This window comes from Streptomyces sp. NBC_01283 (assembly GCF_041435335.1).
Classification (GTDB): domain Bacteria; phylum Actinomycetota; class Actinomycetes; order Streptomycetales; family Streptomycetaceae; genus Streptomyces.
The window spans coordinates 4,600,405-4,614,540 of record NZ_CP108430.1 but is presented as its reverse complement, the minus strand read 5'-3'; the positions used below and the strand labels follow the sequence as shown (position 1 = coordinate 4,614,540).

Here is a 14,136-nt window from a genome sequence, read left to right as displayed (position 1 = left end):
AACGGGGCGGAACCAGTGGCAGCCACGACCGACAACGACGAGGAGCAGGCCGAGGAGCGGTCCGAGGAGCAGCAGGCCGAGAAGCCCGCGCCCTCCCGCGCACCCCGGCCACGGGGCCGGGGCCCCGTCGCCACCGCGGTCAGCGTCTTCGGTGAACTCCTCATCACCGCGGGCCTGGTGCTCGGCCTCTTCGTCGTCTACTCCCTGTGGTGGACCAACGTCGTCGCGGACCGCGAGGCGCACAAGCAGGGCGACAGGGTGCGCGACCGCTGGGCGGGCGGCCCGGGGAACCTGAACACCAAGGACGGCATCGGCTTCCTGCACGTGCCCGCGATGGGCAACGGCGAGGTCCTGGTCACGAAGGGCACCAGCAGCAAGGTGCTCAACCACGGTGTCGCGGGCTACTACGAGGACCCCGTCAAGTCGGCTCTCCCCGAGGACAAGGAAGGCAACTTCACGCTGGCCGCGCACCGCGACGGCCACGGCGCGAAGTTCCACAAGATCGACAAGATCAAGAAGGGCGACGCGATCGTCTACGAGTCCCGGGACAAGTGGTACGTCTACAAGGTGTACTCGACGCTCCCCGAGACCTCGAAGTACAACGTGAAGGTCCTGAACCCGGTCCCGAAGGAATCGGGCGCGAAGAAGCCCGGCCGCTACATCACCCTGACGACGTGCACGCCGGTCTACACGTCCAACTACCGCTACGTGGTGTGGGGCGAGCTGGAGCGCATCGAAAAGGTCGACAACAAGCGCACGCCGCCGGCGGAGCTGAACTAGCCGCCCGGCACGTATCCGTACGCATACGAACGCATACGACGCATACGAAAGAGCCCCGGACACCGTGCCTGCTGGCCGGTGTCCGGGGCTCTTCTCCGTACTGCTGGGGGTTCCTGGACCCGTCAGTCCTCGCTGTCGCGGGAGAAGCCCATGCCGCCTCCGAAGAGGGTGCCTCCGCCGTCGTCCCCGCCGTTGCCGCCGCCGTTGTCGCCCTGGTTGCCGCCGGCCGTGGTCAGGTTGATCGCGGTGTCGGGATCGACCTGCTGGTTGGCGGGCGGATCCGAGAGGACCACGAGGGCGTTGTCATCCTGCGGGCCCTGGATGTTGCCGACCGTCAGGCCGGCGTCCTCGATGGCCTTGCGGGCGTCCTTGAGCTTCTGGCCGGTGAGGGCCGGGACGGTGGCCTGTTCGGCCTTCTTGGCGACCTTCAGCGTCACCGTCGAGCCGGGGTCGGCCTGGCTCTGCGGGGGGAGGCTCTGCGAGATGACCTTGCCGGGGTCGACGGAGTCGCTCTCTTCTTCCTCGCAGGTGCCGACGAGGTCGTTGGTCTGCAGCTGGGCCTTGGCCTCGTCGCAGGTCTTGCCGGTGACGTCGGGCACCGTGGCCTTGTCGGCCTTCTTCGCCACCTCAAGGGTGATCTTGCTGCCCTTCTCCACATCGGTACCCGCGAACGGGTCCTGGTCGAGGACCTCGTCCGGCGTACCGCTGGACTCCACGGGCTTCGTGTCGACGTCGAACTGGTACTTGGGGCTCTCCAGCTTCTTCGTGGCGGCGTCGATGTCCAGGCCGATGACCTTGGGCACGGAGACCTTCGGCGCGCCCGTGGAAACCGTCACGGAGATCGTGTCGCCCTTCTTGACCGTGGCGTTCGCGCCCGGGTCCTGGGAGCAGATCTCACCCTTCGGGTACTTCTCGCACGGCTTGTGGGTGGAAGCGTCCAGTACGAGGTCCACGTTCTTGGCCGACTGCTTCGCGTCCGCGAGCTTCTCGCCGACGAAGTTCGGAGCCTTGATCGAATCGTCGCCGCCACCGCCCCCGGTGAACGCCCACTTCCCGATGAGGATCGCGCCGACCAGGACGAGCAGCCCCGCCACGACCAGCAGGATCGTGGAGGTGTTGCTCTTCTTCTGGCGGCGCCGCGAGTGGTCGTCGTAGCCGTCGTCCGGGCCGACCGGCGGCATCATCGATGTCTGGCCGCCGCCGTTCTGCGGGCGCAGCATCGCCGTCTGCTGGTCATCCGGGTGGCCGCCGTAGCCGACCGCGCCCATGGCGGCCGTCGCCTGGACGGGCTGGCCGTCGAGGCAGGCCTCGATGTCGGCGCGCATGTCGTCGGCCGACTGGTAGCGGTAGTCCGGGTCCTTGGTGAGGGCCTTCAGGACGATGGCGTCCATCTCCGGCGTGATCTCGCCGTCGAAGACGCTGGGGGCCTGGGGCTCTTCCCGTACGTGCTGGTAGGCGACCGCCACCGGGGAGTCCCCGACGAACGGCGGGCGCACCGTGAGGAGTTCGTAGAGCAGGCAGCCCGTCGAGTAGAGGTCGCTTCGCGCGTCGACCTGCTCGCCCTTGGCCTGCTCCGGCGAGAGGTACTGCGCGGTGCCGATGACCGCCGCGGTCTGCGTCATCGTCATACCGGAGTCGCCCATGGCGCGGGCGATGCCGAAGTCCATGACCTTGACCTGGCCGTTGCGCGTCAGCATGACGTTCGCGGGCTTGATGTCACGGTGGACGATGCCGTTGCGGTGGGAGTACTCAAGGGCCTGGAGGATGCCGATCGTCATCTCCATGGCGCGCTCGGGCAGCAGCTTGCGCCCGGAGTGCAGCAGCTCACGCAGGGTGGAGCCGTCGACGTACTCCATCACGATGTACGGGATCGAGACCCCGTCCACGTAATCCTCGCCGGTGTCGTAGACCGCGACGATCGCAGGATGGTTGAGCGAGGCGGCCGACTGGGCCTCGCGGCGGAACCGGGCCTGGAATGACGGGTCGCGCGCGAGGTCAACGCGCAGCGTCTTCACCGCCACGGTGCGTCCGAGGCGGGTGTCGTGCGCGAGGTATACCTCCGCCATCCCGCCTCGGCCGAGCACCTGGCCCAGCTCGTACCGCCCGCCGAGGCGACGCGGCTCTTCCATAGCTAATCCAGCCCTCTCCGTCGGTCCCGACCGCACCCTTGTGTGGTCCGGCGGTGTGCTGTCCGGGCATACCGTACCCGGCTCGCCTTACGTGACCCGGCCACGACCGTCACCCGATACATGACCGGTATCGCAACGTGCACTGATGCGAAGAGGCCGTGACGGGGGTCACTTCTTGCTGTCGAGAACCGCCTTCATCACGTCCTTGGCGATGGGGGCGGCCAGACCACCACCGGAGATGTCGTCACGGCTGGCGTCACTGTCCTCGACGACCACGGCGACGGCCACCGGCGAACCGGATTCGGTCTTGGCGTAGCTGATGAACCAGGCGTACGGGTTCTCGCTGTTCGCGACACCGTGCTGGGCCGTACCCGTCTTGCCGCCGACCGTGGCACCGGGGATCTTGGCGTTCGTACCGGTGCCGTCGTTGACGACCGTCTCCATCATGTCCTGGAGCTTCTGCGCGTTCTCCTCGGAGAGCGGCCGGCTCATCTCCTTGGGCGCGTGCTTCTCGATCACGTCCAGGTTCGGGGCCTGCAGCTCGCTGACCATGTACGGCTCCATCAGCTTGCCGTCGTTGGCGATGGCCGAGGCGACCATGGCCATCTGCAGCGGTGTCGCGGCCGTCTCGAACTGGCCGATGGACGAGAGCGCGGTCTGCGGCTTGTCCATGTCCTTGGGGAAGACCGAGGCGTTCGAGCGGACCGGCACGAACTGCTCTTCGTTGAAGCCGAACTTCTCGGCCGTCTCCCGCATCTGGTCCTTGCCGAGGTCCGAGCCGATCTTGCCGAAGACGGTGTTGCAGGACACCCGCAGCGCCTCGCGCAGCGTGGCGTTCTTGCAGGGGATGTTCCCCTCGTTCTTCAGCTCGGTCTGGGTGTTGGGCATCGTCCAGGGCAGCGGCGACTTGGTCGGCGAGTCGATGCCGTCGTACAGGCCGTGCTCCAGGGCCGCGGCGGCGGTGACCGCCTTGAAGGTGGAGCCGGGCGGATACGTCTCGCGCAGGGCGCGGTTCAGCATCGGCTTGTTCTTGTTCTTGTCCAGCTTCTGGAAGGCCTCACCGTCGGACCCGGCGAAGGTGGACGGGTCGTACGACGGAGCGGAGGCCAGCGCCAGGATCGCGCCCGTCGACGGGTCGAGCGCGGCGACCGCACCCTTGCCGCGGCCCTTCAGACCGTCGTACGCGGCCTTCTGCGCGGCCGAGTCGAGGGTCGTGACGACATTGCCGCCCTCCTTCTTCTTGCCGGTCAGCATGTCGAGGCTGCGGCGGAAGAAGAGACGGTCGTCGTTGCCGGTCAGGATGCCGTCCTCGATGGACTCCAGCTGCGTCGCGCCGACACTCTGCGACGCGAAGCCGGTGACCGGGGACCACATGGAACCGTTCGTGTACGTCCGCTGGTACTTGAGGTCGTTGCCGCCGCTCGTCTCCTTGGAGCCCGTCACCGGCTTGCCGTCCACGATGATGTCGCCGCGCGGAGTGCCGTACCGCTCGATGGTCACGCGGCGGTTCTTCTCGTCCTTGGCCAAAGTGTCGGCCTGGACGTACTGGAGCCAGTTGTCCCGGACGATCAGGGCCAGGACGAGCAGACCACAGAAGATAGCGATCCGGCGTAGCGGTTTGTTCACGGTCCGAACCTCTTCGACTTGCGGTCACCATGGCCAGGTCCGGAAGATTCTAGTACCAGGGCCTGTCGCCTTACGGTGAGTGATTACGGGCAGCCCGGAGGCGGAATCGAGCCGTACAGCGCGGCATTTCCCCGGGCGGCGGACAGGGCGGGCGCCCTCACACTCGCCCGCCACGCGGCTCAGCCAGGCCGGACCACCTGGGTCATCTCGGCATCGGGATTCGGGGCAGGCGCGGGCGCGGGACGGCGGGCCGTGTCGCTGATGCGGATCAGGATCCCGATCAGCGCCCAGTTGGCGATCACCGATGAACCGCCGTACGCGAGGAAGGGCATCGTCATACCCGTCAGCGGGATCAGGCTCATGACGCCGCCGGCGACCACGAAGACCTGAATGGCGAAGGCGCCGGACAGGCCGATCGCCAGGAGCTTGCCGAACGGGTCACGCGCGGCGAGGGCGGTGCGGACACCGCGCTCCACGATCAGACCGTAGATCAGCAGGATCGCCATGATCCCGGCGAGGCCGAGCTCCTCGCCGAAGGTGGCGAGGATGAAGTCCGAGTTGGCGGCGAACTTGATCAGGTCGGAGTTGCCCTGACCGAGACCGGTACCGAGCGTGCCACCGGAACCGAAGGCCCACAGGGCCTGCATCGCCTGCTCGGAGTGGCCGACCACACCGTCCTGGCTCAGCGTGTACTCACGCATGGGGTCGAGCCACGCGTCGACACGCTGCTTGACGTGCGGCTCGAACGACGCGACACCGACCGCGCCGACCGCGGACATCAGCATGCCGAACACGATCCAGCTGGTGCGCTCCGTGGCCACGTACAGCATCACGACGAACATGCCGAAGAACAGCAGCGACGTACCGAGGTCGGTCTCGAAGACCAGGATCAGGATCGAGATGATCCAGATGACGACGATCGGGCCCAGGTCACGGCCACGCGGCAGGTACAGCCCCATGAAGCGGCGGCTGGCCAGCGCCAGGGCATCGCGCTTCACCATGAGATAGCCCGCGAAGAAGATGGCGATGACGATCTTCGCGAACTCACCGGGCTGGATGGAGAACCCGCCGACGTGGATCCAGATCTTGGCGCCGAACACGTTCATGCCGAGGCCGGGAACCAGGGGCAGCAGCAGCAGGATCAGCGCGCCGACCATCGAGATGTACGTGTAGCGCTGCAGGACACGGTGGTCCTTCAGTAGAAGCAGCACACCGACGAACAGGGCGATGCCCACCGCGGAGTACATGAGCTGGTTCGGCGCGGCAGGGCTGAAGTTGGGCAGCGCCTGCAGCCGCTTCGACTGGTCGAGCCGCCAGATGACCACCAGACCGAGCCCGTTGAGCAGCGTCGCCAGGGGCAGCAGCAGAGGGTCGGCATACGGGGCGAACTTGCGCACCACGAAGTGGGAGATGCCGGCGAGTAGACCGATTCCCGCCCCGTACCCGAGCATGCCGGAGGGCAGCTCCCCGTCGATCGCCAGGCCTACGTTGATGTAGGCGAACAGCGGGATGACGACGGCGAACGCGAGGAGCGCGAGCTCGGTGTTGCGCCTGCTGGGCGCTCCGATCGCGCCGATGGTCGACGTGTGTGTAGTGCTACTGCTCATGGCGTGCAGAGGCCCCCAACGGCTGCTTACTGCTTACCGCACAGCGGGACCAGCTTCTCCTCATCGTCGGAGAGGCTGGGGCCGGGTGTGGGAGTCGGCGCGGTCTTGGACTTGTTCTTGTCGGTCGAGCTGTTCTTGTCGTTCGTGTCGCTCTTGTCGTTCTTGCCCGCCGGGTCGGTCGGATCGTCGCTGGGAGCCTTGGCCGCCAGGCCGGTCGTACCGCCCGCCTCGCCCTCGCCGGGCTTGGCGTTCTCGCGCTCGGCCTCGCGGCGCTTCGCATCCTTCTCACAGGCCGAGGCCTGCAGACCGAGCTCCTCGATCTTGCTCTTGGCGTCGTCGAGATTGCCCTCGGCGATGGTCGCCTCGACCTGCTTGCGCTGATACGGCGGCAGGTACTTGAGTTCGATCTTGGGGTAGTCCTTCTCGACCTTCGACAGGCTGACCCACGCCAGATCCTGGTCGATGCCGCGGTACAGGGCGACGTTCTCTTCGTTCGTGCCCACGTAGTACTGCGTCTGGGTCCAGCGGTAGCCGCCGTAGAGACCGCCGCCGATGACCGCCAGGGCGAGCACGGTGTACAGAGATCTCTTGAGCCACTTGCGGCCGCCGCGGGGCTTCACGAAGTCCTCGTCGCTGTACGCGCCGAAGCTCCCCTCAGGCACGTACCCCGCCGTGTCGCCGCTCCCGGGCGGCCCGAAGCCGCCTCCGGAGGGCTGCGGCGGCACCGGACGACCGAGGCCCGACGCGCGGCCCGCGGGAGTCTGCATCGCGCCGTCGTCCTGCGACTGGAGCTGGTTCTCGGCGACCGCACCGACGACCACGGGGGTGTCGGAGAGCTGTCCGGCGAGGGTGTCGCCGCTGTCGATGTCCAGGACATCGGCGATGATCACCGTGATGTTGTCGGGGCCGCCGCCGCGCAGAGCGAGCTGGATGAGCTCCTGCACGGTCTCCTGGGGGCCCTGGTAGCTCGCGAGGGTGTCTTCCATCGTCTGGTGCGACACGACGCCGGAGAGGCCGTCCGAGCAGATCAAGTAACGGTCGCCGGCGCGGACTTCACGGATGGAGAGGTCCGGCTCGACGTGCTCACCACTGCCCAGCGCGCGCATCAGCAAGGAGCGCTGCGGGTGAGTGGTGGCCTCCTCCTCGGTGATCCGGCCCTCGTCGACCAGCCGCTGCACCCAGGTGTGGTCCTGAGTGATCTGCGTGAGGACGCCGTCCCGAAGGAGATAGGCGCGCGAGTCACCGACGTGCACGAGACCGAGGCGCTGCCCCGTCCACAGCAGCGCGGTCAGGGTCGTCCCCATGCCCTCGAGCTGGGGGTCCTCCTCGACCATCAGCCGCAGCTGGTCGTTGGCCCGCTGCACGGCGGTGCCGAGCGACGTGAGGATGTCCGACCCCGGTACGTCGTCGTCGAGAGTGACGAGCGTCGAGATCACCTCGGAGCTCGCCACCTCACCCGCGGCCTGGCCCCCCATGCCGTCGGCGATCGCGAGGAGACGCGGACCGGCGTAACCGGAGTCCTCGTTCCCCTCCCGGATCATGCCTTTGTGCGATCCGGCGGCGAAGCGCAAAGACAGACTCATGCGCACCTCGCCCGTCGGCTCCGGGTACATCCGCACGGTGCCCACCCTCCGGTCGGGAGCGCGCTGGCGTCCAGTGTGTGGACAGCCGTTTCGGCTCGCTCGCTCCGCTCGCGCTCTGTCATGACGTAGTACTACTTCCGCAGCTCGATGACGGTCTTGCCGATGCGGATCGGCGCGCCCAGCGGAACGGGCGTCGGGGTGGTGAGTCGGGTCCGGTCGAGATACGTGCCGTTGGTGGACCCGAGATCCTCGACGATCCACTGACCGTCACGGTCCGGGTAGATCCTGGCATGCCTGCTGGACGCGTAGTCGTCGTCCAGCACGATCGTCGAATCGTGCGCACGGCCCAGCGTGATCGTCTGACCCTGCAGGGCGACCGTCGTACCCGCCAGGATCCCTTCGGATACGACCAGCTTGCTGGGGGCGCCACGGCGCTGCCGCCCGCCGCCCTGCTGCTGGCGCTGGGGAGGTGGTGTTGCCGCCTGCTGTTGCTGGCGTGCGGCCTGCTGCGGTCGTGCGTTCTCACGGCGCGAACCGCGCTGTGTGACGCGCGTACCGAACAGGTCGCTGCGGATGACCTGGACGGCCACGATCACGAACAGCCACAGAACGGCTAGGAAACCCAGCCGCATGACCGTCAGGGTCAGCTCTGACATTGCCCCCGCTTCACCCTTCGGCTTGCCGGTAAACGATGGTGGTTTGGCCCACGACGATCCGCGAGCCGTCGCGGAGCGTAGCGCGGGTGGTGTGCTGCCCGTCTACCACGATGCCGTTGGTAGACCCGAGATCCTGGATCGTCGAGGGCGTTCCGGTCCGGATCTCACAGTGCCGGCGCGATACGCCGGGGTCGTCGATCCGCACATCGGCGTCGGTGCTGCGTCCCAGCACCAGCGTCGGGCGGGAGATCTGATGGCGATTGCCGTTGATCTCGACCCAGCGCCGCACCTGCGCACCCGGAAGAGGTCCCGCGCCGGGCCCCTGAGGGCGGCTCGGAGCCGGTGCGGCCCCGCCGGGACGACCGCCGGGAGGCGGCGCGGCGGGCATGGGAGGGGCACTGGAGGGCTGAGGGGGCTGTGGGTAGCCGTAGCCGCCACCCGCGCCGCCTCCGCCGCCGGCGGGCGGCCTGGCGGGGCTGTGGCCGGCGCCTGCGGGGCCCGAGGGGCCCGCAGGGGCACGCTCAGGGCTCTGCGAGCTGCTGGACGCGAGCGTGCGGCTGCGCACCCGGTACAGGCCCGTGTCGAGGTCCTCGGCCTTCTCCAGGTGGACCTTGATGGGACCCATGAAGCTGTACCGCTGCTGCTTGGCGTACTCGCGCACCATCCCGGAGAGCTCGTCGCCGAGCTGCCCCGAGTAGGGGCTCAGGCGCTCGAAGTCGGGCGCGCTGAGCTCCACGATGAAGTCATTGGGGACGACGGTCCGCTCGCGGTTCCAGATCGTCGCGTTGTTGTCGCACTCGCGCTGCAGGGCGCCGGCGATCTCGACGGGCTGGACCTCGGACTTGAACACCTTGGCGAAGGTGCCGTTGACGAGACCTTCGAGTCGCTGCTCGAACTTCTTCATGACTCCCATGGGGCACCTCCTCCGTCGTAGTCATCCTGGTACTGCTTACTGATCGTATCCACGCGCCGGGAAATCGGCTGGTTCCCCCTGTCCGCCCAGTCGATGAGTGTCGCCTCTCACAAGGCATGCCCGCACCAGGGTTCCGGGATCCTTCCGGGCTCCTCTCAGGCTCCTCTACCAGGGATCGTAGAGGGGGCCTCAAACCAGTGTCGCGCACCCGACTGCGGACCTTCGCCGGGTACGGCGCAAGTCGGTCGGTCGGACCCGTATCTCTCCGGATCACCAGGGCAGGTGCCCGCGAATACGGATGTGAATCCACCGTCTGCAGCGTGCTAATCTTCTGGATGTCGGCAGGCGCTCGCACCACAGAGCAAGCGGTGAGAGACCCAAGACAACACCCATGCGCGGGTGGCGGAATAGGCAGACGCGCTGGATTCAGGTTCCAGTGCCCGAAAGGGCGTGGGGGTTCAACTCCCCCCTCGCGCACCATGTGGAGCGGGTCTCCACCAGGATGAAAGTCCTGGTGGGGGCCCGCTTCTCGTTGTGCTGCGGCGGGTCGTGCCGTGGGTGCCCGGCACGGTGATGTATGTCACCGGCTATCGGTTCGGTGCGCCGAGTTGTCCACAGGCCGCGGGTTGTCCACAGGCTCTGACGCTGTTCCGCACCCGGCGGTACCTTCATGCCAGGTGAGGCCCGCGGGGGGCCGCCCGGACGGCTGGGGGTGGGCATGACGGAGTTCAAGGGTGCGCGGCTGCCGTACGTAAAGGGGTTCGCGCGGTGGCCCTCACAGAGCGGGGCGGCTTCGGGCGGTTCGGCTGGTTCTGACGGCTCGGCGGGCTCGGGGGGCTCGGGGGGTTCTTCGGGCTCGGGCGGTCCGGGCGGCGGCCCGGGTGGTTCGGGCTCGGTGGCTTCGCCGAAGCGGAAGGGCAAGGCGCTGCGGGAACGCGTCAGCCGTGCCTCGCACGAGTGGTTCGCCGAGGACGACAACCGCCCCGATCCGGTCCAAGCCGTCGAGGAGTCCAACCACAGCAGGCTCCCCGAGCTCACACCCATCCGCATGGGCAGGATGGCCGCGTCGCCCTTCGCCTTCCTGCGCGGCGCCGCCGGACTGATGGCGTACGACCTCGCGCGGACCCCCGTGACAGGGATCGGCGCCCAGATATGCGGAGACGCCCACGCCGCGAACTTCGGTCTGTACGCGGACGCGCGCGGCGGCCTCGTCATCGACCTGAACGACTTCGACGAGACGGTGCACGCACCCTGGGAGTGGGACGTGAAACGCCTCGCGGCATCCCTCGTACTCGCGGGACGCGAGGCGGGAGCCGACGAGGACGTCTGCAAGGAAGCGGCGTTCGACGCGGTGGGGGCGTACCGGCGCACGATGCGGCTGCTCGCGAAACTCCCCGCGCTCGACGCGTGGAACGCCATCGCGGACGAGGAACTCGTCTCCCACACGGACGCGCGGGACCTGCTCGGCACCCTGGAGAGCGTCTCCGAGAAAGCACGGCAGAACACCAGCGCCCGGTTCGCCGCCAAGTCGACCGAGCGCGTCGAGGACGAGGCCGGCCACGCGGTACGCCGCTTCGTCGACGCCCCGCCGGTGCTGCGGCGAATACCGGACGCGGAAGCGGCCGAGGTCGCGTCCGCCCTCGCGGAGTACGTGGGCACGCTGCCCGAGGACCGGCTGCCGCTGCTCGAACGGTACGCGGTCCAGGACGTGGCATTCCGCGTCGTGGGCACGGGCAGCGTCGGCCTGCGGTCGTACGTGGTGCTGCTGCTCGACCACCGGGGCGAGCCGCTGGTGCTCCAGGTCAAGGAGGCACGGCCCTCCGCGCTGCTGCCGCATCTGCCCACGGTGGGCTTCACGGTGCCCGAGGTCGCGCACGAAGGGCACCGGGTGGTGCTCGGACAGAAGCGGATGCAGGTGGTCAGCGACTTCCTGCTGGGGTGGACGACGGTGGCCGGGCGGGCCTTCCAGGTACGGCAGTTCAGAAACCGCAAGGGCAGCGTGGACCCGGCGGCCCTGGCAGCCGACCAGATCGACGACTACGGCCGGATGACCGGCGCCCTGCTGGCCCGCGCCCACGCACACAGCGCCGACCCACGGCTCATCGCGGGATACGTCGGCAAGAACGACGAGCTGGACACGGCGGTGGCCGCGTTCGCCGTGGCGTACGCGGACCGGACCGAGACCGACCACGCGGAGCTGGTGCGCGCGGTCAAGGAGGGGCGGGTGGAGGCGGAGGTGGGGGTTTGAGGGGGGTGGGGTGAGGGGGGTGGGGTGAGGGGGGAGGGAGGGGGGAGGGGGAGGCCCCCCGGAGAGGTTGGGTGGCGAGGCTTCGGGGGGCCTCAGGTGGCATGGCCCGTCACGCGGACAGGGCGGTGTCGCGGTGGCCTACGCTGGACGGGTGACGACCCCGGAAGCCGAGCCTACGCAGCCCCAGACACCCGATCCCGATCCTGTGACCGCCGGTCGCGAGGCTCCTGACGGGGCGGCGGGCCAGGGCGGTGCCGCGCGGCCGGAGGACCGGCTGGAGAAGGCCGTCCGGGCGGCCGAGCAGGCGCTGATCGAGTACGAGATCGCCGTGGAGACGTTCCGCGTCGAGGTGGAGAACTTCTCCCGGCTGCACCACCAGAAGCTCGGCCCGATGTACGCGCGCCTCGACGAGCTGGACGCGGAGATCGCCGAGGCCCTGGCCGCCCGCAGTGGTGACCCGGAGGACCGGCGCAAGGCGGACGAGGCGCGGGCGCGGGTCATGCCGATGCCCGGGGTCGAGGAACTGTTCCACGGCTGGATGGACGGCGACGGCCTCTATCCGGAGGCCGCCGCGATGCTGACCGATCAGTCGGTGCGGCCGCCGCAGCGGGTGCGGCCCAGTGACGAGGCACGCAAGCTCTACCGCGAGCTCGTCCGCAAGTCCCACCCCGACCTGGCCCAGGACGACCAGGAACGCGGCCGGCGCGAGGAGTTCATCACGCGGGTGAACGCCGCGTACGCGCGTGGCGACGAGCCCCTGCTTCGGGAGCTGTCCGAGGAGTGGGCCGCGGGGCCGGTGGCCGAGCAGCAGTGGCCGAGCAAGAGCGAAGAGCTCTACGCCCGCCTGGAGTGGCTTTCCCAGCGCAAGGAGCTCCTTACGGTGGTCGCCCGGGAGCTGGAGGAGGGGGCGATCGGCGCGATGCTGCGGATGGCTCCGGACGATCCGGACCAGCTTCTCGACGAGATCGCTGAGCAGTTGCTCACGCAGGTCACCGAGCGCGAGGCGGAGCTTGCGCGGCTGAGCGCTTAGCGGGTCGGGTAGCGTCGGGGCATGGCTTTCGGATCACAGGTGCCCACGGTCGGGATCGGCGAACTCGCGCCCGACGCCTTCATCCTCGACGTCCGCGAGGACGAGGAATGGCAGGCGGGCCACGCGGCGGGTGCGCTGCACATCCCGATGAGCGAGTTCGTCGCCCGCTTCGGTGAGTTGACCGAGGCCGCCCCGCAGGACGGCAAGGTCAATGTCATCTGCCGGGTCGGTGGACGCTCGGCGCAGGTCGCCATGTACCTCGTCCAGCAGGGCATCGACGCGCTGAACGTGGACGGCGGCATGCAGAGCTGGGAGGCCGCGGGCCGGCCGGTCGTCGACGACAAGGGCCAGCCGGGCGTCGTCATCTAGTTCGTTCGGCTTCCTCTGGTTCGGCTGGTTCAGCCGGTTCGGCTTCGGCTTCAGCCGAGTGGGTGGGCGGCCAGCAGGTCGCCCAGTGCCTCCTCGTGCGCCGCTGCCGGGCCGAGGGACAGCTCCAGCTGCTTGGCCCACGCGTGGTAGCGGTGGAGGGGGTAGTCGGTGTCGGATCCGAAGCCGCCGTGCAGATGCTGTGCCGTCTGCACCACCCGGCGTACGCCGTCCGACGCCCAGATCTTGGCGACGGCCACGTCCCCCGAGGCGGGCAGGGCGCCGCTCGCGCCGGTGCTGATGCGCCAGGCGGCCTGCCAGAGGGTGACTTCCATCGCGCGCAGGTCGATGTAGCGGTCGGCCGCTTGTACGGCCACGGCCTGGAAGGTGGCGACGGGGAAACCGAACTGCTCGCGTTTTCCGGTGTATTCGCTGGTCATACTCAGTACGCCCTCTCCGAGGCCGAGTGCGAGCGCGCAGGTCCCGGTGGCGAGCAGATCGCGCAGCCAGTCCCAGGCCCCTTCGGCCTCGATGACGTCGGCGCCGGCGATCCGTACGGACTCCAGGCTGAGCTCGCCGAGGCGCTCACCGCTGGTGGACACCTGGTCGGCGAGGGTGAGGCCGTCGTGGTCGCGGGGGATCAGGGCGAGGACGGTCCGGCCGGCCGGTGTGTGGGCGGGCACCACGACGAGGTCGGCGTTCTGCGCCCAGGGCACGGCCGTCTGTGTGCCGTCGAGCAGCCAGTCGTCGCCGTCCCGCCGTGTGGTGACGGCGAGTTCGGCGGGGTCGTGCCCGCTGCGGCCGTTCGCCGCGACGGTCAGGACGAGCTCGCCGCGGGCGGCCTTCGGCAGGATCCGCTGCTTCAACTCCTCGCTGCCGTAGGTCTGTACGGCATACGCGGCAGCGCTGCTCTCCAGGAGCGGGACTCGGGCGAGTTTCTTCGCCGATTCGCGCAGGACCAGGCAGAGGGCGATGGCGTCGAGGCCCGCACCGCCGTGCTCGGGGTCGATGAGCAGGCTCAGCAGATCGGCTCCGGCGAGCTTGGCCCACAGGGCGCGGTCGAAGTCCTCGGCGACGGCGCCCGGCACGAGGGCGGGGCTCGGCACTCCGTCGGGGGCGACGGAGGCGAAGAGCGCCTTCGCCGCCTCGACGGCCGCCTGCTGTTCCTCGGTGAAGGTGAAGTCCACTGCTTGTCCTC

The 14,136-nt window shown here is 68.9% G+C and carries 11 protein-coding genes and 1 tRNA gene; 5 read left to right on the top strand and 7 right to left on the bottom strand.

Annotated features, from left to right (window positions below; translation table 11 throughout):
- Positions 1 to 15 precede the first annotated feature (15 nt).
- Positions 16 to 780: a class E sortase gene (locus OG302_RS20975; RefSeq protein ID WP_361828983.1), complete on the top strand. Its 765-nt coding sequence runs from the start codon at positions 16 to 18 to the stop codon at positions 778 to 780.
- Positions 781 to 902: 122 nt separating this feature from the next.
- On the opposite strand, the gene pknB is transcribed toward OG302_RS20975, so the two are convergent.
- The 6 genes from pknB to OG302_RS20945 all read right to left on the bottom strand — a co-directional run bounded on the left by pknB (position 903) and on the right by OG302_RS20945 (position 9,294).
- Positions 903 to 2,909, bottom strand: coding sequence for a Stk1 family PASTA domain-containing Ser/Thr kinase (pknB, locus tag OG302_RS20970; protein WP_371528179.1), 2,007 nt, complete (start codon positions 2,907 to 2,909; stop codon positions 903 to 905).
- Between the two features lie 168 nt (positions 2,910 to 3,077).
- On the bottom strand, positions 3,078 to 4,535 hold the full coding sequence (locus tag OG302_RS20965) for a peptidoglycan D,D-transpeptidase FtsI family protein (protein WP_371528178.1): 1,458 nt from the start codon (positions 4,533 to 4,535) through the stop codon (positions 3,078 to 3,080).
- Between the two features lie 179 nt (positions 4,536 to 4,714).
- A complete protein-coding gene (locus OG302_RS20960) occupies positions 4,715 to 6,142 on the bottom strand; it encodes an FtsW/RodA/SpoVE family cell cycle protein (RefSeq protein WP_361828988.1) in 1,428 nt (475 codons plus the stop codon).
- Positions 6,143 to 6,168: 26 nt separating this feature from the next.
- Positions 6,169 to 7,725, bottom strand: coding sequence for a Stp1/IreP family PP2C-type Ser/Thr phosphatase (locus tag OG302_RS20955; protein WP_371528177.1), 1,557 nt, complete (start codon positions 7,723 to 7,725; stop codon positions 6,169 to 6,171).
- A 131-nt stretch (positions 7,726 to 7,856) separates the two neighbouring features.
- Complete coding sequence (locus OG302_RS20950; protein WP_361828992.1) at positions 7,857 to 8,381, bottom strand: FHA domain-containing protein; 525 nt, start codon at positions 8,379 to 8,381, stop codon at positions 7,857 to 7,859.
- 10 nt (positions 8,382 to 8,391) lie between these two features.
- Positions 8,392 to 9,294, bottom strand: coding sequence for an FhaA domain-containing protein (locus tag OG302_RS20945; protein ID WP_371528176.1), 903 nt, complete (start codon positions 9,292 to 9,294; stop codon positions 8,392 to 8,394).
- Positions 9,295 to 9,687: 393 nt separating this feature from the next.
- On the opposite strand from OG302_RS20945, the gene OG302_RS20940 reads away from it, so the two are divergent.
- The 4 genes from OG302_RS20940 to OG302_RS20925 all read left to right on the top strand — a co-directional run bounded on the left by OG302_RS20940 (position 9,688) and on the right by OG302_RS20925 (position 12,941).
- Positions 9,688 to 9,774: transfer RNA gene (locus OG302_RS20940), tRNA-Leu, on the top strand.
- 238 nt (positions 9,775 to 10,012) lie between these two features.
- Complete coding sequence (locus tag OG302_RS20935) at positions 10,013 to 11,542, top strand: DUF2252 domain-containing protein (protein ID WP_371528175.1); 1,530 nt, start codon at positions 10,013 to 10,015, stop codon at positions 11,540 to 11,542.
- Positions 11,543 to 11,693: 151 nt separating this feature from the next.
- Positions 11,694 to 12,572: a J domain-containing protein gene (locus OG302_RS20930; RefSeq protein ID WP_371528174.1), complete on the top strand. Its 879-nt coding sequence runs from the start codon at positions 11,694 to 11,696 to the stop codon at positions 12,570 to 12,572.
- 21 nt (positions 12,573 to 12,593) lie between these two features.
- The gene (locus tag OG302_RS20925) at positions 12,594 to 12,941 is read left to right on the top strand and encodes a rhodanese-like domain-containing protein (protein WP_361828997.1); all 348 of its coding nucleotides are present in this window, start codon (positions 12,594 to 12,596) and stop codon (positions 12,939 to 12,941) included.
- Between the two features lie 50 nt (positions 12,942 to 12,991).
- Here OG302_RS20925 and OG302_RS20920 read toward each other — a convergent pair whose 3' ends face one another.
- Positions 12,992 to 14,125, bottom strand: a complete 1,134-nt coding sequence (locus OG302_RS20920; protein ID WP_371528173.1) for an acyl-CoA dehydrogenase family protein — start codon at positions 14,123 to 14,125, stop codon at positions 12,992 to 12,994.
- Positions 14,126 to 14,136: the final 11 nt, after the last annotated feature.

What these genes read in the sequence shown, in the direction of transcription:
- pknB (WP_371528179.1), bottom strand. Translation starts at nt 2,909, where the DNA reads ATGGAAGAGCCGCGTCGCCTCGGCGGGCGGTACGAGCTGGGCCAGGTG.
- OG302_RS20960 (WP_361828988.1), bottom strand. Translation starts at nt 6,142, where the DNA reads ATGAGCAGTAGCACTACACACACGTCGACCATCGGCGCGATCGGAGCG.
- OG302_RS20955 (WP_371528177.1), bottom strand. Translation starts at nt 7,725, where the DNA reads ATGAGTCTGTCTTTGCGCTTCGCCGCCGGATCGCACAAAGGCATGATC.
- OG302_RS20950 (WP_361828992.1), bottom strand. Translation starts at nt 8,381, where the DNA reads ATGTCAGAGCTGACCCTGACGGTCATGCGGCTGGGTTTCCTAGCCGTT.
- OG302_RS20945 (WP_371528176.1), bottom strand. Translation starts at nt 9,294, where the DNA reads ATGGGAGTCATGAAGAAGTTCGAGCAGCGACTCGAAGGTCTCGTCAAC.
- OG302_RS20935 (WP_371528175.1), top strand. Translation starts at nt 10,013, where the DNA reads ATGACGGAGTTCAAGGGTGCGCGGCTGCCGTACGTAAAGGGGTTCGCG.
- OG302_RS20925 (WP_361828997.1), top strand. Translation starts at nt 12,594, where the DNA reads ATGGCTTTCGGATCACAGGTGCCCACGGTCGGGATCGGCGAACTCGCG.